This window comes from Arthrobacter sp. MYb229 (assembly GCF_002975405.1).
In the GTDB taxonomy this organism is placed as follows: Bacteria; Actinomycetota; Actinomycetes; order Actinomycetales; family Micrococcaceae; genus Glutamicibacter.
In genome coordinates this window covers 35,167-57,022 of the sequence record NZ_PCPS01000009.1, presented here as the reverse complement: position 1 = coordinate 57,022, position 21,856 = coordinate 35,167, and the positions used below count along the sequence as shown (strand labels likewise).

The following is a 21,856-nucleotide window of genomic DNA, read 5'->3' as shown; positions in this document are numbered from 1 at the left end:
ATCATTAAACGAGTCGAGCCGCAGATTTCCCGAAAGGGCGATCTGCGGCTCGACTCGTTTATGGGCTAGTTGGCGCTATTTGCCCTGTGCGCTGGCGGCAAAGAGCGTGGCCGCGCCCGGGGACGCGGATACCGCGGTCACCGGCAATTCATGGGCGGCAATGAACACCGACCCGCCACGGGAGACCTGGAGGGTCTGGGATGAGGTTTCCAGGCTGAACTCGCCTGCCGTGCACAGCACCAGCGCGGCACCGTGCAATTGCAGCTCGGTGCGAATCTGCGGCGCCGCGGTGTCCACCACCTGGAGCTGGAATTCGTCGAAGGCCGGCTGGAAGAGCTGGGAGTGCTCCGAAACCGCAGTGCCCTGCAAGAGCGGTGCCGCGGAGGGCTCGGCGATGGTCACCTCGAGCAGTTCCGGAACATCGATATGCTTGCTGGTCAGCCCGCCGCGCAGCACGTTGTCCGAGTTGGCCATCACCTCGATGCCAAGCCCGCGCAGGTAGGCGTGGACGTTTCCGGCACCGAGGCTAATCGCTTCGCCAGGCTTCAAGAACACCAGATTCAGCAGCAAGGCGACGAGGACCCCGGCGTCCGCAGGATAGATCTCGTTGATCCGCACCAGCTCGGCGAACTGCACATTTTCCTGCAGGACCGGGTCCGCGGTAATGGTCCCGCAGAGCGTGAGCACCAGATCGCTGATACCGGTGCCCGAGGTGAGCACGAGATTCAGCGCCCGTGCCAGCGGGTCGGGGGACTGCAAAGCCGCAATCAGGTTTTCGGTGAGGGCCGTCTCCGTGGTGGATAGCCGGGGCAGGAAGAGGCGCAAATCCGCGATGATCTCCTCGGGCACGCGAAATCCGGAGAGCGCCACGAAATCGGTGAGCGCATAGAGCATCTCGGGCTTGTGATTGTCGTCCTTGTAGTTGCGTTCTGCCGCATCACGGGGGACACCGGCGGCATCTTCCTTGGCGAAACGTTCCCGCGCCTGCTCCAGGGTCGGGTGCACCTGGATCGATAGGGGCTGAGCGGCGGAGAGCACCTTGAACAAGAAGGGCAGACGGCCATAGCGTTCATTGACCTGCTCGCCGAGCATATTCACCGGATCGGCCGCAATTGCCTCGTGCAGTGGCCGGCCGGAGTCGACGAGCACGCTCGGGCATCCGGGGTGGGCGCCGAGCCACAGCTCGGCCTGTGGGCTGAGCCGTGCCGGCTGACCCAGCAACTCGGTAATATCCTGCTTCGAACCCCAGTGATAGTCCCGAATGGAATTTTTCAACTCAAACACGTTTTGCACCCTTCAATTTTCACAAACGATAGTGGTTTCAAAACGGTCGGGGGGTCTTAACCGTGGGCGAAACCTTGAATGCTGATTAAGGCACCGAGCATTCGTCGTTGTTTGCAGCGATCTGCGCCAGGCGGGTCGTTTGGCCGATCATCTCAAGTTCCACCAGATACTGCTCGTCGATCGGGCTGCCGTCGCGCTGCGTGAAGGTTTCTTGTTCACCGTTGGACAGCTTCGGAGCGTCGTTGATGCTGGTGGATTCTTCCTCGGCGCTTTCGGATGGTTCGGCCGAACCTCCGGCCTCGGTGGTGTCCTTGGACTTGGCAGGCTCCTTGGATTCCTTCGATTCCTTGGGCTTCTCCGGAGCGTTCTGCTTTTCAATGATCTTGGTGATGCGATCATCGATCTTGCCGAAGTCAGGATAGGTGGAGAACGAACGCTCGAAGTCCGGCGCGCCCAGGGTCAAGCGGCTGAACGGCGTGCCCGATACCTTGTCAGCCACCGACACGAAGGAGCTGAGCTGGCTGGCGGGAATGTTCGTCTCGACCAGCTGCTCGCCTGCCTGCATGATGCTGCTGAAGTTGCTCAGAATGGTCTGCGGGGTGAACTGCTTGATGATTGCCTGCTGCAGGCACTGCTGCCGCTTGATGCGGTGGTAGTCATCGGTGAAGTCACGCGAACGAGCGAACCAGAGCGCGTCCTTGCCGTTGAAGGTTTGCTCGCCCGGGGCGAACCAATGGGTATTGACCAGCGAGCCTTCCCACTTCTTGCCGTTGTAGGGGACCCAGCCGCCAGAGTCGATGGTGACTCCACCGAGGGCGTCAACGAAGTTTTCGAAGCCGGCCATGTCGACCATGACATAGCCCTGGACCTCGAGCCCGGTGGTCCCGGTCAAGGCATCCATGGCGGCCTGCGCACCGACGTTCTTCACCGAATCCGGGAATCGATCCGCGTGGTTATCTACCGCGTCGCGGTAGATCGCATTGAACAGGCACTCGTCCCCGCAGCTGTACCCGTCGGGGTAGACCTCAGCCATGGGCGAACCCTCGGCGAAGCGGGCATTCTGGAAGTTACGCGGCACCGAGATCATCAGTGACTTGCCGGTTTTGGCATCCACCGAAAGCAGCGCGATGGAGTCGGTACGCACGCCATCTCGGTTCGAGCCGGAATCGGCGCCGAAAACCGCGATGTTGTAGCGGCCATCCACCGGGTCAAAAGCAGGACCCGCATCGAAGACCTTGACGATGGTCTCGCGTCCGGTGTTCAGGATCGAGGCACCATAGACGAAGATGCCGCTGGTCGCGATGACCGCAGCCAACGTGAAAATGGAGACGATTGCGCGCATTCCCGGTGCCAGCATTCGGGGCCGGATGATGAACAGTGTATTCAGGAACATGATCAGCCAGCCGACGGCCAGCACCGAAAGCACGATGATCAAGAACAACTGGAAGTTCGGGTGCGCAACCCAACCCAGGATGATCGAACGGTCAATGAAGTAGATGACTGCGAGCCCAATGAGCGCGGCCCAGCAGAGCATGGTGATCGTGACCGCGATGCGTCCCAGCTTGCGGTTACCCGCAATCAGCTGAGCGCTACCCGGGAAAATAATGGTCAAGACGACCAGTATTAGGGCGCGTTTGCTCCGGGCCGGAGACGAAATCGTCTCCGGGTTCCTGAGCGGACTTGGAGCGCGGTGGCTGGCAGAACCCATGTACTTTGTGACTTTCCTTAGGAAGAGAAGTTCTCGTTTGCTACCTCGGCACGCAACGCGGCGCCCTTGGCATACGCAGAATCGCGCAGCGAATCTGCGAAGGCTAGCAACTTAACCTGTAACGACTTGGCGAGCTCGTCGGTTCCCGATGCCAGCATACGCACAGCTAACAGGCCGGCATTGCGGGCACCGCCAATGGAGACGGTAGCCACTGGCACGCCGGCAGGCATCTGCACGATCGACAAGAGGGAATCCATTCCATCGAGCTTGGCTAATGGTACCGGAACACCCACCACCGGAAGCGGCGTCACCGAGGCGAGCATGCCCGGCAGATGCGCGGCGCCACCGGCGCCGGCGATAATCACGCGCAGGCCACGGGTGTGGGCGCGCTGGCCGTACTCGATCATTTCGGTGGGCATACGGTGCGCCGAAACGACGTCAGCTTCGAAGGGGATACCGAATTCGGTAAGCGCCTCGGCGGCCAGCCGCATAACCGGCCAGTCGGAGTCCGAACCCATGACGAGTCCGACAAGTGGTGCTGTTTCAGTCATTAGAATCTATGTCCTTGAAGATCGTGGCCCAAAATGAGCGAGCCTTGCTGAAAGCCTAGGCGGTCGGGGTGATGCCATCACGGATTAAGCTCGCGACCCGGTCGGCGCGTTCACGTAGTTCTTCTACGCGTTGGCCATCCTCGGCCACCACATTAACGTGTCCGATCTTGCGTCCGGGACGCACCGATTTTCCGTAGGCGTGTACCTTGACATCCGGCGCGGCGGCCAATGCGGCCTGGAATGCGGAGAACAGATCCTGGTTGGCTCCGCCGAGGAAATTCTTCATCACGGTCAACCCAAGTTCGCGGGTTTCACCCAGCGGCAAGTCCAAGACTGCACGAAGGTGCTGCTCGAACTGGCTGGTGACCGAACCGTTCATGGTCCAGTGCCCGGTGTTATGCGGGCGCATGGCAAGTTCGTTGATGACGAAACCGGCACCCTGTCCCGGAGTTTCGAAAAGCTCAGCTGCCATGACGCCGGTGACGCCAAACTCTTCGGCGATGCGCATGGCAGCGTTTGAGGCGGTAGCCGCGGTTTCCGCCGAGATGTCTTGGGCCGGTGCAATCACTTCGTCGCAGACGCCGTCAACCTGGATGGTGTGGACTACCGGCCAGGCTTTCCGCTCGCCGGAAGGAGTGCGCGCGACCATGGCCGAGAGCTCACGGGTGAAATCCACCTTGTCTTCGGCCAGCAGGGCGCCGTTGGCGAACCAGGCTTCGGCTTCACGCGCCTGTTCGGCGTTCTCCAACATGCGTACGCCCTTGCCGTCGTAGCCGCCGCGAGGGGTTTTGAGCACGATCGGCCACCCGGTCTGCTCACCGAAGGCAATCAGCTCGGCTACGTTTTCCACTTTGGCCCACGCCGGGTTTGGAAGTCCGAGCTTCTCAATCGCAGCACGCATCACCAGCTTGTCTTGCGCGTGGATCAGGGCCTCTGGGCGGGGCTGGACATTGATCCCCTCATTAATGAGTGTGGTGAGGAACTCATTGGGAACATGCTCGTGGTCGAAGGTCACCACGTCTTTACCCTGGGCGAAGGCGCGCAGGGTCGCCAAGTCCTTGTAGTCGCCAATGGGCGCATCGGGCACGCAACGTGCCGCCGATACGTCCGGGCCTTCGGCGAGAACATGCAGTTCAAATCCGAGGTTCAGGGCCTCTGGGGCCATCATTCGGGCTAGTTGCCCGCCGCCAATCACACCAATTTTAGGGAAGCTCACCCCTCTAGGTTATCGAAATAGTTCTGGCTTCCCGTCCTCGCGGTGACTGATTACTCACCAAATCCGGGGAATTGTCAGGAAATGCGGATAAAATAGGCAGATGTGCCCTCATGCCATTGCGTATTCGGGGCAACACTAAACCGATAACCGAGGGAACTGCACTTCCCGGGATTCTGACGATCTCTAGGTCTTGCTGATTCGAAATTGGGTCAGCAAGAGCGACGAAACGTCTGGAGGAAAATGTTCGAGCGCATCTCACGAAAACTAGCTGGACTCATTTCGCTGCTCTGGCGCGAAGTGGCGAAGTTCGGCGTTGTCGGTGGAATTGCGTTCATCATCGACTCCGGAATCTATGTGTGGTTGTTGCATGGACCGATGAGCGATTCGCAGGTAAAAGCCAAGATCATCGCCGGCATCGTCGCGACCTTGTTCTCGTGGGTGGCCAATCGCTTTTGGACCTTCCGCCACCGCCGCCAGGCAAATGTCGCTCGCGAACTGGTGATGTTCCTGATTATGAACGCCATCGGGCTGGGCATCGCCGCCGCCTGTGTTTGGTTCACCAAGTACGTTTTGAACCTGACCGACCCGACCAGCGTATTTATTGCCGGCTCCGTTGTTGGCTTGGTGCTGGGCACCATCTTCCGTTTCTTCGCATACCGTTTCTGGGTCTTCGGCGCCGAGATGGATCAAGAGGGGAAGTTTGCCCACGACCATGAGCTTTTGGCCCATCACGAGAAGACTGCCGGCACCCAGGCCGTTTCCCCGGACACCGGCACCATCCCCACTGGGAAGAGCTAATCAGCGAGTAGGTAATCGTGGCTGATTTTCTCGCCCTCGCGAAGCCGGTCGCTCACCTCCATGGTTTCATCGACCAATACGATCGTATCGCCGGCCTTCCACTGCGCCACCGCGTAAGGCAGCAGGTCAAGAACCGGGATATCTGCGCGCACCAAGATGGTGCCGCGGGCCGGTGCTTCGGCGGCAAATAATTCTGCGTTAGACAGCTCTTGGCCGCCGGCGGTGATGAGGCTGATTCGTGAGCCGGATACCGCCGAGGGGTAGAACTGGTCCCCATAGGTGCGCACATTGGCGTTGTAGTCTTCGGCCACCGGGCCTAGATCGGCGCCGAAAGACAGCGCCATGGCTGCGGGGTTGACCGCCAAGATTTCCGCAGCGCCGGGAATGCGCTCATCTGTTGGGTTGCTGGTGATCCAAAGTTGCGCCTCGGCCGCCTGGCCATGTTCGGCGGAAACCAAGGTGGCTCCGTGATGCAGGGAAGCAAGCGCCAGGACCAGGGATTTCCAGTGCGCGCTGAGGTCCAAGACCACTATCGATTCTTCGTCGAGGTCGAAAATCTCGCCCAGAAGGTTTGCGCTCTTAGCGACCCAATTGTCAAAGACCTTGCCCGACAGCTCGATTCTTTCGCCGGAAGTCGAGTACCAGGTGAGCCATGGTGTGGCCGAGGCCCGGCGCGGTGCTAGCAGACCTTCGGCAAAGGCTCCCTTAGCGGAGTTGAACGGCATTTTCCACCTTAAATAATTTACTGAGAATTTACCGACAATTCGCGGAAGTTGCGACTCGCCGGATTCATTGGTGTCTTTCGCGGCGTGTTGTGCCGAGAGTTTCCTGAGAACTCTCCATAGAATATCCTCCCCGCTTGACTATGACCGAGTTACACGGCTGTAATTAGATGGTGAGTTCGGCTCGTCCATCGTTTCACTATTTCGATGGAATAAATAGAGACGTATGGATCGGGAGCACGGATGGCTCGATCTTCTCAAACCAATCGAAAGGTCAACATCAACATGACGAAGCTGGAGCAGGGGTACTCCGATTTTTCGACATCGGCTGTAGCGTCCGCCCAATACGGGGTTGAGGGTGCACCATCGGACTGGTTTGTCGATCCACAGGCTGGTGAATCCGCACGTGTTGCGGTTGCCGCAGATCTGGAGAACGCCGCAGAAGACTTCCTACGGGAGCATGCGCCAGCGGAAACCGAAGGCGGATCGACCGCAGGGTCGTGGGCTCCGGAGCTGGATGAAGACGAACAGGTTCGCGAAAGCATCAAGGCCGTTTGGCTCGGCGTCGGTGGCGAAGTCGACGAAGGCGAGCTCGGTTGGCAGGCCCGCGCTTTGTGCGCGCAGACCGACCCCGAAGCATTTTTCCCAGAAAAGGGCGGTTCGACCCGCGACGCTAAGCGTGTCTGCGGTGCCTGTGTTGTACGTTCAGAATGTTTGGAATACGCGCTGAGCAACGACGAGCGCTTCGGCATCTGGGGAGGGCTCTCCGAGCGCGAACGCCGCCGACTACGGAAACGAGCAATCTAATTCGACCGCCAATTCATGTCACCGCCATCGTTGCCGCGCACGATGGCGCTGACTTTTTACCCCGAACTTTAGCCGCACTGCGAAACCAGTCCCGGCCGATTGAACGGTACCTCGGGGTCGATGCGTCATCCCAAGACGCTTCACGCCAGGTATTAAAAGCAAATCTTCCTTCCAATGCGACCCTGCTCTCGGCCCCTGCGGGGTCGTTGGGACTTTCGGTTCAAGAAGCGGTTGATTCCCTGCCCGAAGCTCGTGCAGATCGCGACGAGTGGCTGTGGATCATCCACGACGATTCGATGCCGGCTCCCGACGCGCTAGAACAACTGACGCGTACGGTCGAAGCCTCCGAATCCGTGACCATTGCAGGCTGCAAGATCCTGGACATCGACAATCCTCGCCGCTTGGCCGAAGTCGGGCTCAGCGTGGACCGCAAGGCGCAGCGCCTGACGATGATCGATATCGACGAAGTCGACCAGGGACAGTACGACGGGCGAAGCGACTACTTTGCCGTATCCTCGGCCGGAATGTTTATCCGCCGCGACGTCTTTGAAGAATTAGGTGGTTTCGACCCGGCGCTGCCAGGCCGCGGCGACGACGTGGATCTATGCTGGCGCAACCGCCTGGCTGGGCACCGTGTGGTGGTCGTTCCCTCCGCGAAGGTCTACCATCAGGTCGATGTGGTCGACTCGCTGGCTGGACCGGGCGAAGCACGCCGCGCTGAGGTCTTTCAGCGGCTGAAGTTCGCACCGACCTTGGGGCTCCCATTTCTTTGGCTAGGCCTGCTTTTGGGCGGCATCGGGCACTTCCTTTTGGCTCTTCTAGCCAAGGATCCGGGCCATGGGTTCAGCCATTTGGGCTCGACCTTGCGGGGCTTGTTCTCGCCGGTGAAGCTGGCTTCCTCGCGCCGCGGGACCAAGCAAATCCGCAAGGTGCCACGTGGCCAGGTGCGCAAGCTGATGACTTCGAATAGCGCCGTGCGCGAGTACCGGCGAAACCTGTCAAGCGGTGCGGACGACTCGCAGGTTTACGGAGATGGCTCCGGCGCCGAGGGCATGGTGGAGCCAAGCGGAGAGAACTTCTCGGACTTTGTCCGAATTGCTCGGCCGCCGCGGACCACCGCGGTGCTGTCACTGATTCTCGCATTGCTCATCACGACCGCGGCCTCGCTGATCGCCTGGCGTTCGCTGATCGGTGCCAACGCCCTGAGCGGCGGTTCCATGCGTCCGCTGTCGCGCACGCTCAATGAGATCGGTGCCAATGCCACCTCGTGGTGGCAGAACGCGGGCACCGGCTTCAGCGCCGCTCCAGATAACACGGACATCATGTACTGGCTGCTTTCGGTGCTGAGCTTCAACCACGCGAACCAGGCTTCGGTTGTCTTGTTCCTGGCGGCCATGCCGTTGGCGGCGCTCACCGCCTGGTGGGGCGTGGGCGTAGTGAGCCGTTCGCGCGCGGTACGTTTCTTCGCCGCCGTGATCTGGGCCTTGCAGCCTGCCCTGATTTCGGCCCTGGCCAGCGGCCGGGTGGGCTCGGTACTGATTCACGTCCTGCTGCCGTTGTTCTTCCTGGCCATGCTTCGTGCGCTTAACGCGCATGTGCGCCCGGAGGGCAAGCCGGCAACAAGCGAGCAAACCAAAAAGACTTCCGCCTGGACTGCTTCGGCCTGCGCGGCACTGATCCTGTGGGTAATTTCTACCGGTTCAATGCCTTTCTTCTTGGCACTTGTGGTGCTGATCTACGTGTTGGCGCTTTCGGCTCCGCGCCGGGCGCGCACGCTGTGGTGGGTTCCGCTGCCGGCCGTGGTGTGGAACCTGCCCTTGCTTTTCGAGGCACTGGGCAACCCACGACTGTTGTTTACCGAACCTGGTGCACCGCTGGCATTCAACCCGGCCCCGCTGTGGCAGATGCTTTTGGGCTTCCCCGAGGCCTTTGACGCAATGCTCGCCCCGCTTGGTTGGGGAATCCTGCCTGCCGGACCGTGGGCTTTGGTCGCTGCGGCTCTGGTGGGCGCGCCTGTGGCGATCTTGGCGGTATTGGGCGCACTCGGGTCATCCTTTAGCCTGGACCCCACCATGCGGCGGAATTCGCGCAAACTCGTCTGGGCCGCAGCCTTGTCCTTGGTGGCCGGCTGGGGGATCGGTTTCATTTCGGTCTCCCTGGACTCGTCCACGACGGTCAGCGCGTACACCGCGCCGTTTGTTTCCTTCGCGGTCTTCGCCATGCTTGCCGCAGCCGCCAACGCGCTGGCAGCCTTGCGCCATGAGGAGCAGCCACGCCCACTTCGCCATCCGGCGAATCGGGCAGTCTTGAGCCTGATGGCAGCGCTGAGCGTGGTTAGCGTATTGGCCGCCGGTTCGGTGGCACTCGGTGCGCAGCTGAATTCGCAGAATCCAGATGGCACCTTGACCGCGCTGAACGCCGCTCAGCGGGTGTCTCCCTCGCAGGAACGGACGATTCCGGCCACCGCGGCGGACGCCGGCCGCTCGGAATCCGCAGAGCGCACCTTGGTGCTCACCCCGCGGGCTTCGGGCGAGATCGACAGCCAGCTGCTCACCGGGTCCGGCGAAACACTCGACGCCATCAGCCGTTCCTCGCAGGTGGCGCAACTGAGCGGATCGCTGCTGAACCCCGCACGAAACGAGGCTTCGGCCACGGGCAACGTGCAGCGCGAAGCCGTGGCAATGCTTTTATCTGAATCCGCTCTCGACTCCCGCGAAGCCTTGCGGGATCTGGGTGTTGGGTTTGTAGTGCTCAACGAGACCGGCGAATCCGTCTCGGCCACCGTGCGTGTGCTGGATGCCGCGACCGGCCTGGCCGCCGTGGGGCAAACCGACAACGGATGGCTTTGGCGCGTCAACTATGAAAGCTCCACGCCGAATGCGGGCGCAGGATTTGCACGCTTGATCGACAAGTCGGACCGGGTTCAGGTACTGCCCACCAACCGCGGGCGTATCCAGGATCTTGAAATACCCGCAGCCGATGCATCGCGCACGCTTGTATTGGCGACCGCGCAGGATCCAAAGCTGCGTGCCAGTATCGATGGCGCGCCGTTGCGCGCGGTAGCGTACCCCCGGGATTCGGATGCCCGCTGGGCGCAGGCCTATGAGGTGCCGGCCGAAGGCGGCAAGCTGACGCTGACCCACTTCGAACCCTTGGCATTGCCTACGCTGATCCTCGGTGGCGTCGTGTTGCTCATCGCGGTATTGCTGGCGATCCCGGTACCCAGTACCCGTCGCCTCGCTAGCTACCGAAATAGCGAATATCGTTTCCGCGCCGCCGAGGAATCGGCCGACGGGGAAGTCGACGTAGCCAGCGAGCCGGCAGAACCAGCCTTCGAAGCGGAACCCGCGACGAGCTCAACACCGTTGAGCCGTCGGGAGGCTCGCGAACGGACGCACGAGATCCGTGACACCTTGGCCCCGAAGCTCGGTGACCGTATTTCGGACACCGACACCGAGCAGGAGAAAAAGTAGTGAGTGATGAGAAGAATCCCGCTTCGGATGACGCAAAAAACGAGCATGCCGGACACCCCGCGCACGCTGCGGAACCACGTAAGGATCAAGGATCAGCGGTAGCCGATAACGCCTCCCCAGACGGCAGCGACAAGCTCGCCGCGGATGACGCAAAAAATGAGCAGGCCGGGCACCCCGCGCATGCTGCGGAACCACCTAAGGATCAAGGATCAGCGGTAGCCGAAAGCCCCTCCCCGGGCGGCATCGATAAGCCTGCCGCTAAACCGGCCACAGCGGAAACCGGCTCCTCAACCGAACCGGCCAAGCCCGCACCGCAACCGGTGGCTGCGGCGAAGCCGGAATCCACTCCGGCTGCCGAACCTGCCGTAAACGCGCGGCAAACAAAGAGCAAGTCTGAATTGCGCGCCGAGGCTAAAGCCGAGAAGGAAGCCAAGGCTGAGGCCAAGGCAGCGGCGAAGGCTACTGCAAAAGCCGACGCGAAAGCAGCTGCCGAGGCCAAAGCCACCGCAAAGGCGGAAGCCAAGGACCGGGCCAAGGCCCAGCCGCAAGCCAAGCCAGAACCGAAGCGTCAGACTGAGCCGGAAGCCGAGGCTGATCCTGAAGCCAAGGAAGAGAAAATGGCTGCAGCCCTGGCGCAGCCGGCAATCCTAAGCGCCGCGGAAACTAGCGAGGCTTCGGTGCCCGCAGATCCGACTGCGAGCCGACGCCGCCGCAAACTAGACGACGCAAATAAGGCAGCACGTAAGGACCAGGAAACTGCTCCGGTGCGTCGTCGTGCGGGCGCCGTGCTGCTCAGCCTGGTGGCCATCATTGCCGCTGGTGGCGTGGTCGCCGCGGCTTCGGTGCTTGCACCACAACCGTCCAATACGGCGCTCCCCGCGGCGGTGACCAGTCTTCCGGCCGGCGACGCCCAGTCGGTCTGTGCCGGAACTCCGCAACTTCTCAAGGGCGTGGACGGTACCGATCCACAGTTCGCCGCCGGTGCAAAACAAATCTCAAGCAACATCCGCACAGCCCTGGTCTCAGACTTGGGCAAGCGAATTCCCGGTGCCACGCTCCGAGACCTGGGCAGCTCAGATCCGGCCCAGCTCAGCGAACGCATTCCGGATGCTGAAGCGGCGCAGTCTCTGGGTGCCGATGACGAGGGGCTGACCGGTCGGGTTGGAAAGGTAAACACCACCAACGGCCGAGACAAGGCGCAAGTCTTCTCCCTGCAACCCTTGGGTGAGCTACCGTCCTGGGGAAGCGCCATGCGCAGTTTCTTGGCCAAGGATGGCGACCTCGCGGGACTGGCCGCGGCGACCTGCCAGGCGCCAGCCTCCAACTGGCGCTTCACCGGGCTGCTGACGAATACCGGTGCGACCAGCGTGCTTCACCTGTCGAACCCGACCCACACCACCGCTCAGGTCTCCATCGATCTGCGCGGCCCGGAGGGTCTGATCGACACCTCCACGCTGCAGAACATCGTGCTTGCGCCGGGAAGCTCGCGGGCCTTGGTGCTTGGCGGGTACGCCCAGAATTTGGATTCGGTGTCCGCCGATATCACCAGCCTCGGCGGAAAGATCACCGCTTCGGTCCAACAGGCCGCGTTGCGCGGCCTGACGCCTTCCGGGGTAGACCTGGTGGCTGCAAATGCTTCGGCAGCCAATACGCAGGTGATTCCGGGCGTTTGGCTCGGCAACAAGAATGACCGAAACGAACTAAGCAAAGATGACAAGAAACTGGTGCCGCAGCTTCACGTTTCGGCCACAGGTGCGCAGGGTGCAGGTTTCAAGGTGAAGATCTTGGGTGCCGAAGGCGAAGTCAAGGCGGATCTTGGCTCGAACCTCGCGGTAGCCTCCGACGCAACCAGCGTCATCGACCTCAACGGTCTCGAGGCGGGCGCGTACTCCGTGGTCGTGGAAGCTGATGCTCCGGTGACCAGCAGCGTGCGCATGGTGCGCGGCGCGGATCCCAAGGATTCCTCGGACAACGCCTGGGCCGCCAGCTCCATGCCGTTGGCGGGAAAGCAGGTTGCACCTATTTCAGCGAACGGCACCGGTGAATTCAGCATTGCCGCGCCATCCGCCGATGCCTCAGTCGAAGCTGTTGTGGTCGACAAAGATGGGAAGCTTTCAAAGCCGACCAAACTTGAGGTGAAGACCGGGCAGAACGTGGTGTTCAAACCGAAGGAAATCACCGAAGACGCCCAAGCCGTGATCTTCTCCGCAGATGCAAACGCCTACATTGGCCAGTTGATCTTCGGGTCGGATCGTTCACTGGCCTGGGCTGCAATGCCTCAAGCCAATGTCGGACGTGACGGTATCGTCGTCAACGTCGGCGGCTAGCAGGACTAATAATCCGGGTTCTCCGGAAAATATTCGGGATCAACTTCGTGGGGCGAAAGCATCCACAAGTTAGCGACCTCGTGCACCACACACTGGTGTACGAGGTCGACTAATTCCGTGTGGCTATGACTAGCTTGTTCCAATGGCAGCCGGTAAATGGAAATCCGGGCACGGCGCTTAGCCGTTGCCGGTCGTGCAGAAGACAGCGGCATGCGGTCTCCGGCGGCTGCGGCCTGCGTCATGACCTTGTCTCCAGGTACCGGGACGATGCGAAAATCGATGATCGCGAGTTTTTGGCCCCAGCGTTCGCCTAGTCGCTGGGCGCTGGCCATCACCGCGTCGTCAAAGCGTTCCGGTCGTGTGCGGAAGGCGGGCAGGTGCATTGGCATCAACGGGCCACGCCGTCCGCGTCCATGACGGTTGCGGCGCGAGCGCTGCTGTGGTGTCTGGGGATTATGCTCCATGGCTCCACAGTAAACGTTTGCGCGAGCGAACGTGGCCGTTCGGACCAGATTACCGGGCTAGGACGGCTAGCAAGAGTAGACTTGAAGCCGTGGAAAGTCTTCGTCTTTGCTCTCGCCCCGCGTGCCGTGAATCGGCCCGCGCAACCCTCACCTACAACTACGCCGATTCGACCGCCGTGCTCGGCCCATTGGCGCAGTACCCCGAGCCGCATTGCTATGACCTGTGCGCCCGGCACGCCAACCGGCTCACGGTGCCCAGTGGGTGGAACCTGCTGCGCGGCGCCCTGCCCGAGGTCATTGAAAACGAAGATGAATTGCATGCGCTGATGAATGCCGTGCGCGAAGAACGCAAACCCAAGCACTCGGTCGAAACACCTGCACCCCGCGAGGTGCGCGGCACCCGTTTCGATTCTCGCCCACGGCTGGCAGTGCTTCCGCCGGAGGCCGAAGAAATCTAAGAATTACCACCGAGTTTATTTAGCTTCGCGTGGGATCTGACCTCCCGCTACACCGTAGGCCGCGCCGCCGCCGTCAGTTTCGCATTTCTACTAATCGGATGGGAATGACTGGCTTTGCCGTTTCCCGCACCACGGTCCTAATTTAGGTGTGGTAATGCGCGGATTGGCGCGATCGGCTGGATAAGCTGAAACCGCGGGGCCTGTTGTGCAGGTTTCGTCTATTTATGATGGTCAGAGATCGCGCGATTTGCAGGAGGACTCCTCATGGCTGAGGCGGCGAAGAACACCCCCGGTGGTAAGGGCCCAGAAGGCCCGGACATGCCCATCGCGGCCACCAATGCTGAATCGAACGAGTCGGTCACCAAGGCCACGCTCAGCCAGCGAGCCGAAGAATTATCGGCACGCCTTGAAGAGCATAAGAAACAAGCCAAAGCGCAGCAGGACGCTCGTGCTGCAAAGGCGGCGGCCGCTGCGAAGGCAGCGTTCCTGAACCCCTCAGGGGCCAAAGCAGCAGCGTCCAAGCCTGCCGAGGCGAAGCCGGCGGCTCCTGGAACTTCAGATGCCAAGCCTGCTGCGAATCCAACCACGGCGCAGCCGGCCACGAAGTCTGCGACGGCCAAACCTGCAGCTACCAAACCTGCAGCTACCAAACTCGTTGCGAATCCTGCGCCGGCCAAACCGGTGGCGACTAAGCCGGCGGCCGCAGCTAAGCCGACTGCAGCCAAGCCGGCCGCAGCCAAGTCAGCAGCAGCAAAGCCAGCAGCAGCAGCAAAGCCAGCAGTGAGCAAGCCAGCTACGAGTGCAGCCAAGCCGAAAGCGGACGAGCCGGTAGAGGACATCATTCGAGCGATTAAACTTCCGCATGAACTCGACGCGGAACAGCAGCAGCCGAAGGCCTCCACGAAAGCCGAGGCACCCGCCAATACCGATGCGCCGCTCAACGAAACCAAACAGACGGTGCCGCCGGTCAGCGCTGCGCCAAATAAAGACAACCCGGAGACTACATCCGCCGCAGTTGCCCAGGCGCGTTCGCGTGTCTTTGGAAGCTACGCCCCGGAATCGGAGCCATCCGAGGCAGCGGTGAAACGCCGTGTGGCCCGCGAACGTGCACTAAATTCCAAGCCGCCGCTGGCCCGCACCGCACAGGTGCTGCTTGCACTCATCTTCCCGGTACTGACGCTGATCGCCGCGATTCGTCTGGTCGCCACCCCAGCGTTCTTGGCACTGGCCTACGCCCGGCCAGGGTTCCCCAGCGACCAGTTCGGCTTCACCGATCCGGAGCGCCTGACCTATGGCAGCTACGGGGTGGACTACCTGAATAACTTCGCTGGCCCGGAATTTTTATCTGGATTGAAACTTCCAACTGGCTCCAGTATGTTCACCGCCCAAGAGGTGCAGCACATGCTTGACGTGAAAAACCTGATTGGTTTGGGCTATGTCATCGGGGCAGTGCTAGCGGTATTGGCCATAATTTTCATCGCCTACCTGGCCAACCGTTACTCCGGCGGAGTGCGCCGAGCGCTCTTCTCCGGGGCAATCTTGACCCTGGTGCTCATTGCCGGAATCGCGGTCATCGCCATTACCGGGTGGAACACGTTCTTCTCCGGTTTCCACCAGTTGTTCTTCGCCGAAGGCACCTGGACTTTCAACCTCAGCGACACCCTGATCCGTCTATACCCCGAGCAGTTCTGGGTCGATTCTGCGCTTGCCATCGGGGTGTTGGTGGTCGTCACCGTGCTTGTTGCGCTCATTGCCTGCTGGCCAACCGGGCGCCGCCGCGAAAGCTCACGCCTACGCCAAGAAGCGCGAGTTTACGGCTTGAATAGCTAAGTAACTACGCGGGGCAAAACGCCCTGGAACAGTAAAACCTCGGGAACCGGGCAGTACGGATCCCGAGGTTTTACTGTTCCATGGCCAGTCAGCGACGGTATAGCTCTTGGGTTTCGGAGACAAAATCATCTAGGACTTGCTGGCGTTTAAGCTTTAGCGAGCTGGTCAAATGTCCGGAAGCCTCGGTGAACTCTGCGGGAAGAACCACAAATTTGCGAATCGATTCTGCCTGAGAAACAGTGTGGTTTGCGGCGTCAATATAACTTTGCACCTCGGAGCGTACCTTGTCGTGCAGGGCCGCCTCGCCGAGTGACAGCTGGCCCAAATCGTGGGCCTTGGACCACAACGTTAGTTCTTCGGCGTCTAGCGTGACCAGAGCCGCGACAAACGGTTTGTTCTCACCGACCACTACGCATTGATCCACTATCCGGCCGGCCCGGACCATCTCCTCCAATGGACCGGGGGAGACGTTCTTGCCCCCGGCGGTGACGATCAGTTCCTTCTTGCGCCCGGTGACCCATAGATAACCGGCCTCATCAAGGCGCCCGGTATCTCCGGATTTGAAGTATCCGTCTTCGGTGAATGCCCCGGCACTGGCTTCGTTGTTGTGGTGGTACCCGGCGAATACACCGATGCCTTTGATCAGGATTTCGCCGTCATCAGCGATCCTGACGCTGGTGCCCGGAAGCGGGCGGCCCACGGTCCCCACTCGGTTGCTATGAGCCTGATTCACCGTCGCAGGTGCAGTGGTTTCGGTAAGTCCGTATCCTTCGACCAGCTGGATTCCGGCGCCGCGGAAGAAATGCGCCAGATCCTGGTTAAGGGCGCTGGCCCCGGAGATCGCGTAACCGCACTGTCCACCGAAGACCGCGCGGAGTTTGGGATAAAGCAGCTTATCGAAAAATAGGTGGCGGGCTCGTAAGGACAGCGGCATCCGCACTTTTTCACCACGGGATTTCGCATCCCGGATCTTGGAGATCTCAATGGCGGTCAGCTCGGCGCTGTGGAACAGGCCGGCCTTACCGGACTGCTCGGCCCTATTCAGTGCCGTGGCGCGGATCTTTTCAAAAACGCGGGGGACGGCTAGCAGAAACCCCGGCTTGACGGCGTTCAGGTCCTCCATCAACGTTGCCGTCGAATTGCTATGAGCAATGATTGCGCCACCGTGAATGCAGACTTGCTGGACCGCACGGGCTAGGACGTGTGCCAATGGCAGGAACATCAACGTGCGGCGGCGTTCACCCAGCACCTCGGCCATGTGCTCGGCGAGGTTGTAGGCGACCAAGGCGAAATTCGCATGGGTGATATTGCAACCCTTAGGCCGCCCGGTAGTTCCCGAGGTGTAGACCAGGGTGGCCGTGGTTTCCAAGCTCAGGCTCGCGCAGGCGTCGTGGATTTCTCGTTCGGCGATCTGTGCATCGTCGACCAGAATCTGCTGCAGGCCTGCAGCGGGAATCGCTTCCGGATCCGAGGTATGCGATCCTTCAAAAAGGTGGATGGTGACGGATTCTCCGAGCTGGGCCGCGGCCCGGCGAACGTTGGCGCGTAACTCGTGGTCCTCGGCGAAGACGACCCGTGCGCCGGAATCGCGCAAGATCCATTCGATTTGGAAGGGACTTGACGTCTCATAGATAGGTATTGAAATTCCGCCGGCGAACCAGATGGCCTCTTCGGCCAGCGCCCACTCATAGCGGGTACGCGAGACGATGGCGACCCGGTCGCCGGGTTGCAATCCGTCGTGGATCAGCCGGGAGGCTAGTCGCTTCACATCACGTAGGAAACCCTGGGCGCTGACGTCTCGCCACCCGGAGGGGCGTTGGACCATGAACAAGGTGTCGTTTGGCGAGGAAGCCACCCGGTCCAGCAGCAGGGTGGTTGCGTTTACCTGGGGGTCGAGGTCGTGCAGGAGCTCGACGTGCAGTTCGTGCATGGAAATCCTTTGAAATCGTTCGAGGTCAGGTGGCGCAACTCACGGTGCAGCGGGACCCTGCGCACGGGAGCTTATCCCCAGCTAGGGATCCACACGTGCATGCGATAGTACGCATCCGAGGTCAGTTCTCCGGACCATACGGACCAGAAAAATGCCGAGACCACAAGGAGCAGCGCTACGAAGAGGGCCACGACAACAACCCTTGACCGGTAGGCCACATCGGAGCGTGGTTCGCGGGGGATGAACCTGCCAATCATATAGGTCAATGCGAGAACCATGAACGGGACCAAGGGCAACGTGTAGAAGAAGAACATGGTGCGCTCGGGGTACATCAGCCAAGGAAGGAACCCCGCGGCAACGCTTGAAAGCAGGGCTCCGGCACGCCAATCGCGCGCGCCAAGCCACCAGAACACCAGCAAGATCATGCTCAACGTGCAGGCCCACCACATCACCGGGTTAGGCATGTCCATGATCACTTCGGTGCAGCGATCTATCGTGCAACCGTTCTGCCCGTTGTCGTAGCCTTCGAAGTACATCAGTACCGGGCGCCCGGAGAAGAGCCAGGTCCACGGGGACGAAGCCCAGCCGTGTTCCGAATCCAGCCCGGTATGGAAGTTGTAGCTGGCCTGGTGATAGTGCCACAGGCTGCGCAAGGTCTCGGGCAGCCAGGAGACCCCCTCGCCGGGATTCTCTAGGGCCCATTGCCGATAGCGTCCGCCGGCGGTGCTGAGCCAGCCGGTCCACGTGGCAAGGTAGGTCAGGAACACCACCGGAATCATGGTGAAAAACGAGTAGATGCCGTCGCGTACGAACGCGGCCGACTGCCACCGCTGAATTCCAACGGTGCGCCGTGCGCCGAAGTCCCAGAGCACCGCCATCAGGCAGAACACCGCAACGAAGGTCAACGCGGACCATTTGATGCCAACCGCGCAGCCGAGCATGACCGCTGCGATGAGCCGCCAGGGGCGCCACCAGAGCACGGGGCCGAAGATGAGCAGGAACTCGTTGGGTCTGTTTCCGGCGGGCACCGAAAGTTTTCTGGCGAGCTGAGTTCGTCCGTGGATCCGATCCTTGAGCAGCGCATAGAAGGCGGCCAAGACGAAGAACATCAAGAAGATATCCAGCAACGCGGTGCGCGACATGACGATTGAATGTCCGTCGATGGCGATCAAAAGGCCGGCGATACCCGCCAGCAGATGCGAGCCGAAGAGCAGGCGGGCGCACAGTGTTGTCAGCAGAACCGCGAGCGTACCGAACAGAGCTGTAGCAAAACGCCAGCCAAAACCGTCGAATTCGCCAAAGAGCATCATGCCGAAGGCGATGAGCCATTTGCCCAGTGGCGGGTGCACCACGAAGGAGGCGGTATCCTTCAGCTGCGGATCGCCGGCAACGAATTGGTCGTTTGATTCGTCGACCCATTCCATCTCGTAGCCGAAGTGCAAGAGCGAATAAGCGTCTTTGACGTAGTAGGTCTCGTCGAAGATCAACATATTCGGATGCGCCAGGTGCATAAAGCGCAGCAGACCACCGATAACGGTCATTACCAGCGGAACAATCCACATCAATGCACCAGAGGGCGCCGCAACCGGCAATAACCTTTGTTTGAGGTTCTCAAAGGTGAAGGCAACGCGCGCGGAACGCACGTGCCCGGTATCTGGGGTCTTTGCTGCAGTGGTGCTCATCGTTGTTCATGCTACCGGCGTAACCCTGAGAATGTGTGCTTTTGGTACTTCGCGTAGGCTAAAGGATGTGCAGAACTCAGATAATGAGGGCGTAATCGTCCTGGGCGCCACCCCAATTGGCAACTTGTCCGACGCTTCGCCACGGCTCCGCGAAATTATGGAAAGTGCCGACGTGATCGCCGCCGAGGACACCCGCAACTTCCATCACCTAGCTCATGCCTTGGGAATTAAACCCGCCGGGCGGGTGATGAGCCTGCATGAACACAATGAGGCCCATAAGCTCGGCGAAGTGATCGAACTGGCTCGCGAAGGAGCCACCGTGCTGGTCGTCTCGGATGCCGGAATGCCTGCGGTCTCTGACCCGGGCTACCCCTTGGTGGCAGCCGCGATGGAAGCAGGCATCCGGGTCACCGCGGTGCCTGGGCCTTCGGCGGTGCTGACCGCCCTGGCGCTATCGGGACTGCCCACCGGACGTTTCACCTTCGAGGGGTTCTTGCCGCGCAAGGCTGGTGAACGGCGCAAGCGCTTGGGCGCGCTACTGCACGAGGAGCGCACCATGGTGTTCTTCGAAGCCCCGCACCGGGTCGCTGACTTCTTGGCCTCGGCGATCGAAGCCTTCGGCGCGCAGCGCCAGGCGGCGGTGGCCCGAGAGCTGACCAAGAAATTCGAAGAGGTCCGCCGCGATGAGCTCGGTGCGCTCAAGGCATGGGCAGATGAAGGTCTTCGCGGTGAGATTGTCGTGGTGATCTCCGGTGCTTCGGCCCCGGAAACGGCCTCCATTGAGGATCTGCTTCCCAAGGTCTCCACGCTGGTTGCGGACGGGATGCGCATGAAACAGGCGGTGGCCGAGGTCGCCGAAGCCGCCGGGGCGAAGAAGCGGGACCTGTACGAAGCGGTTCTGGCGGAACGTCACGAAGCGAAAAAATAGCCGAAATCGCTTAGGCTGAATGCACAATGAAACAACGAGTTTGTAGTGCACCAGGCGATTTACAGCCGTTCGAAACCAGCACTAGCGTTGTGATCAACGAAGATTCCTTTCATTTACGACTTTCAGGAGAACCGCGTTATGTCGATTACCGCTGAACGCGAAGCAGAACTGCTCGCCAAAGTACCCACCGGACTGCTTATCAATGGTGAATGGCGAGATGCCTCAGATGGTGGCACCTTCGACGTACTTGACCCAGCCACCGGTGAAAAGCTGGCAACGCTGGCCAGCGCCACCAGCGAAGACGCGATGGCGGCCTTGGATGCAGCCGACGCGGTCCAGGCCGAATGGGCGCTGACCGCTCCACGCGAACGCGCCGAAATCCTGCGCCGCGGCTTTGACTTGGTCACCGCGCGCGCCGACGATTTTGCGTTGCTGATGAGCCTGGAAATGGGCAAGCCACTGGCTGAGGCCCGCGGCGAGGTTACCTATGGTGCCGAGTTCCTGCGCTGGTTCTCCGAAGAGACCGTGCGCCACTACGGCCGCTACGTCACCACCCCGGAGGGCAAGAACAAGGTTCTGGTCCACCACAAGCCGGTGGGTCCGTGCCTGCTGATCACCCCATGGAACTTCCCGCTGGCGATGGCCACCCGCAAGGTCGGCCCGGCAATCGCCGCGGGTTGCACCATGGTGCTCAAGCCTGCGAAGCTCACCCCGCTGACTTCCCAGCTATTCGCCGCCACCATGATGGAAGCCGGACTGCCGGCAGGCGTGCTGAACGTGGTTTCGGGATCCTCGGCATCGAAGATCTCCGGCCCGCTGATGCAAGATGATCGTCTGCGCAAGGTCTCCTTCACCGGTTCCACTCCGGTCGGCAAGCAGCTGATGAAGGATGCCGCAGACAAGGTGCTGCGCACCTCGATGGAGTTGGGCGGCAACGCACCATTCCTCGTCTTCGAAGACGCTGACCTGGACGCAGCCGTCGAAGGCGCCATGGCCGCGAAGATGCGCAATATGGGCGAAGCCTGCACCGCAGCGAACCGCTTCCTGGTACATGAAGATGTGGCCGAGGAGTTCATCGCGAAGTTCTCGGAAGCGATGAAGGCGCTGAAGACCGGACGCGGAACCGATCCATCGTCCACCGTTGGCCCGCTGGTCGAAGAGAAGGCTCGCGACGAGGTCCACGCGCTGGTGACCGATGCCGTGGCACAGGGCGCCACTGCAGTCACCGGCGGTGCTCCGGTAGCGGGTCCGGGCTACTTCTACCAGCCCACCGTGTTGGCTAACGTTGCCAACGACGCGAAGATCCTCACTCAGGAGATCTTCGGCCCGGTCGCTCCGGTGACCACTTTCAAGGATGAGGCGCACGCGATTCGCCTCGCCAACGCGAGCGAATACGGACTGGCTTCCTACATCTACTCCCGTGATTTCAACCGGATGTTCCGCGTCTCCGAGCAGATCGAATTCGGTCTGGTTGGTTTTAATGCCGGGGTCATCTCCAACGCTGCCGCACCATTCGGTGGCGTGAAGCAGTCCGGTCTCGGGCGCGAAGGCGGCGCCGAGGGGCTCGGGGAATACACCACCGTGCAGTACATCGGCATTGCCGACCCATACGCACCGGTTAAGTAATTTCGGTGATCAACGGCCGCGAGTAGTTGGCGGACGGTACTAGCCAGTGAAG

At 61.0% G+C, this 21,856-nt stretch carries 16 protein-coding genes; 8 read left to right on the top strand and 8 right to left on the bottom strand.

Translation table 11 applies throughout. The annotated features are described in order from the left end of the window. Nucleotides 1-75: 75 nt before the first annotated feature. From manA to CQ019_RS17105, 4 genes are all read right to left on the bottom strand, one after another. Nucleotides 76-1,284: a mannose-6-phosphate isomerase, class I gene (manA, locus tag CQ019_RS17120; RefSeq protein WP_181148604.1), complete on the bottom strand. Its 1,209-nt coding sequence runs from the start codon at nucleotides 1,282-1,284 to the stop codon at nucleotides 76-78. 85 nt (nucleotides 1,285-1,369) lie between these two features. Continuing rightward, complete coding sequence (locus tag CQ019_RS17115; protein ID WP_258134083.1) at nucleotides 1,370-2,896, bottom strand: LCP family protein; 1,527 nt, start codon at nucleotides 2,894-2,896, stop codon at nucleotides 1,370-1,372. A gap of 113 nt (nucleotides 2,897-3,009) precedes the next feature. Further along, nucleotides 3,010-3,543, bottom strand: coding sequence for a 5-(carboxyamino)imidazole ribonucleotide mutase (gene purE, locus CQ019_RS17110; protein WP_096287691.1), 534 nt, complete (start codon nucleotides 3,541-3,543; stop codon nucleotides 3,010-3,012). Nucleotides 3,544-3,598: 55 nt separating this feature from the next. After that, nucleotides 3,599-4,759, bottom strand: a complete 1,161-nt coding sequence (locus CQ019_RS17105) for a 5-(carboxyamino)imidazole ribonucleotide synthase (RefSeq protein ID WP_105570241.1) — start codon at nucleotides 4,757-4,759, stop codon at nucleotides 3,599-3,601. 240 nt (nucleotides 4,760-4,999) lie between these two features. Between CQ019_RS17105 and CQ019_RS17100 the strand changes: the two genes are divergently transcribed. After that, complete coding sequence (locus CQ019_RS17100) at nucleotides 5,000-5,557, top strand: GtrA family protein (RefSeq protein WP_105570240.1); 558 nt, start codon at nucleotides 5,000-5,002, stop codon at nucleotides 5,555-5,557. Here the strand turns inward: CQ019_RS17100 and CQ019_RS17095 are convergent. Beyond that, nucleotides 5,554-6,282 carry a TIGR03089 family protein gene (locus tag CQ019_RS17095; protein WP_105570239.1) on the bottom strand — a complete coding sequence of 243 codons (729 nt, stop codon included), beginning with the start codon at nucleotides 6,280-6,282 and terminating at the stop codon, nucleotides 5,554-5,556. The genes CQ019_RS17100 and CQ019_RS17095 overlap by 4 nt on opposite strands. 282 nt (nucleotides 6,283-6,564) lie before the next feature. Between CQ019_RS17095 and CQ019_RS18890 the strand changes: the two genes are divergently transcribed. Genes CQ019_RS18890 through CQ019_RS17080 form a run of 3 tightly spaced genes read left to right on the top strand, consistent with a single transcriptional unit; the run spans nucleotide 6,565 to nucleotide 12,886 of the window. After that, entirely contained in the window at nucleotides 6,565-7,086 is a 522-nt protein-coding gene (locus tag CQ019_RS18890; protein WP_105553936.1) for a WhiB family transcriptional regulator, read from the top strand. Then, complete coding sequence (locus tag CQ019_RS17085; RefSeq protein WP_105570238.1) at nucleotides 6,990-10,559, top strand: glycosyltransferase; 3,570 nt, start codon at nucleotides 6,990-6,992, stop codon at nucleotides 10,557-10,559. Before CQ019_RS18890 ends, CQ019_RS17085 begins: the two co-directional genes overlap by 97 nt. After that, nucleotides 10,559-12,886, top strand: a complete 2,328-nt coding sequence (locus CQ019_RS17080) for a DUF5719 family protein (protein WP_105570237.1) — start codon at nucleotides 10,559-10,561, stop codon at nucleotides 12,884-12,886. Before CQ019_RS17085 ends, CQ019_RS17080 begins: the two co-directional genes overlap by 1 nt. Nucleotides 12,887-12,891: 5 nt before the next feature. On the opposite strand, the gene CQ019_RS17075 is transcribed toward CQ019_RS17080, so the two are convergent. Continuing rightward, on the bottom strand, nucleotides 12,892-13,350 hold the full coding sequence (locus CQ019_RS17075) for a metallopeptidase family protein (protein WP_105553893.1): 459 nt from the start codon (nucleotides 13,348-13,350) through the stop codon (nucleotides 12,892-12,894). Nucleotides 13,351-13,439: 89 nt separating this feature from the next. On the opposite strand from CQ019_RS17075, the gene CQ019_RS17070 reads away from it, so the two are divergent. After that, on the top strand, nucleotides 13,440-13,808 hold the full coding sequence (locus CQ019_RS17070; RefSeq protein WP_096287677.1) for a DUF3499 domain-containing protein: 369 nt from the start codon (nucleotides 13,440-13,442) through the stop codon (nucleotides 13,806-13,808). 264 nt (nucleotides 13,809-14,072) lie between these two features. Continuing rightward, a complete protein-coding gene (locus CQ019_RS18885; RefSeq protein WP_105570236.1) occupies nucleotides 14,073-15,638 on the top strand; it encodes a TIGR01906 family membrane protein in 1,566 nt (521 codons plus the stop codon). Nucleotides 15,639-15,726: 88 nt separating this feature from the next. Here the strand turns inward: CQ019_RS18885 and CQ019_RS17060 are convergent, their stop codons facing one another. Both CQ019_RS17060 and CQ019_RS17055 read right to left on the bottom strand, forming a co-directional pair. After that, on the bottom strand, nucleotides 15,727-17,568 hold the full coding sequence (locus CQ019_RS17060) for a long-chain fatty acid--CoA ligase (protein WP_105570235.1): 1,842 nt from the start codon (nucleotides 17,566-17,568) through the stop codon (nucleotides 15,727-15,729). 71 nt (nucleotides 17,569-17,639) lie between these two features. Continuing rightward, nucleotides 17,640-19,250: a dolichyl-phosphate-mannose--protein mannosyltransferase gene (locus CQ019_RS17055; RefSeq protein WP_105570234.1), complete on the bottom strand. Its 1,611-nt coding sequence runs from the start codon at nucleotides 19,248-19,250 to the stop codon at nucleotides 17,640-17,642. Between the two features lie 67 nt (nucleotides 19,251-19,317). Here CQ019_RS17055 and rsmI point away from each other — a divergent pair, with 67 nt between their 5' ends. Then, nucleotides 19,318-20,178 (top strand): 16S rRNA (cytidine(1402)-2'-O)-methyltransferase, encoded by an 861-nt coding sequence (gene rsmI / locus CQ019_RS17050; RefSeq protein ID WP_105553889.1) that lies wholly within the window; start codon nucleotides 19,318-19,320, stop codon nucleotides 20,176-20,178. Between the two features lie 138 nt (nucleotides 20,179-20,316). After that, nucleotides 20,317-21,804, top strand: a complete 1,488-nt coding sequence (locus tag CQ019_RS17045; protein WP_105553888.1) for an NAD-dependent succinate-semialdehyde dehydrogenase — start codon at nucleotides 20,317-20,319, stop codon at nucleotides 21,802-21,804. The last annotated feature ends 52 nt before the right edge of the window (nucleotides 21,805-21,856 follow it).

Coding starts and splice junctions, on each gene's coding strand:
- purE (WP_096287691.1), bottom strand. CDS start 3,543: ATGACTGAAACAGCACCACTTGTCGGACTCGTCATGGGTTCGGACTCC.
- CQ019_RS17100 (WP_105570240.1), top strand. CDS start 5,000: ATGTTCGAGCGCATCTCACGAAAACTAGCTGGACTCATTTCGCTGCTC.
- CQ019_RS17095 (WP_105570239.1), bottom strand. CDS start 6,282: ATGCCGTTCAACTCCGCTAAGGGAGCCTTTGCCGAAGGTCTGCTAGCA.
- CQ019_RS18890 (WP_105553936.1), top strand. CDS start 6,565: ATGACGAAGCTGGAGCAGGGGTACTCCGATTTTTCGACATCGGCTGTA.
- CQ019_RS17085 (WP_105570238.1), top strand. CDS start 6,990: ATGTTTGGAATACGCGCTGAGCAACGACGAGCGCTTCGGCATCTGGGG.
- CQ019_RS17075 (WP_105553893.1), bottom strand. CDS start 13,350: ATGGAGCATAATCCCCAGACACCACAGCAGCGCTCGCGCCGCAACCGT.
- CQ019_RS18885 (WP_105570236.1), top strand. CDS start 14,073: ATGGCTGAGGCGGCGAAGAACACCCCCGGTGGTAAGGGCCCAGAAGGC.
- CQ019_RS17060 (WP_105570235.1), bottom strand. CDS start 17,568: ATGCACGAACTGCACGTCGAGCTCCTGCACGACCTCGACCCCCAGGTA.
- CQ019_RS17055 (WP_105570234.1), bottom strand. CDS start 19,250: ATGAGCACCACTGCAGCAAAGACCCCAGATACCGGGCACGTGCGTTCC.
- CQ019_RS17045 (WP_105553888.1), top strand. CDS start 20,317: ATGTCGATTACCGCTGAACGCGAAGCAGAACTGCTCGCCAAAGTACCC.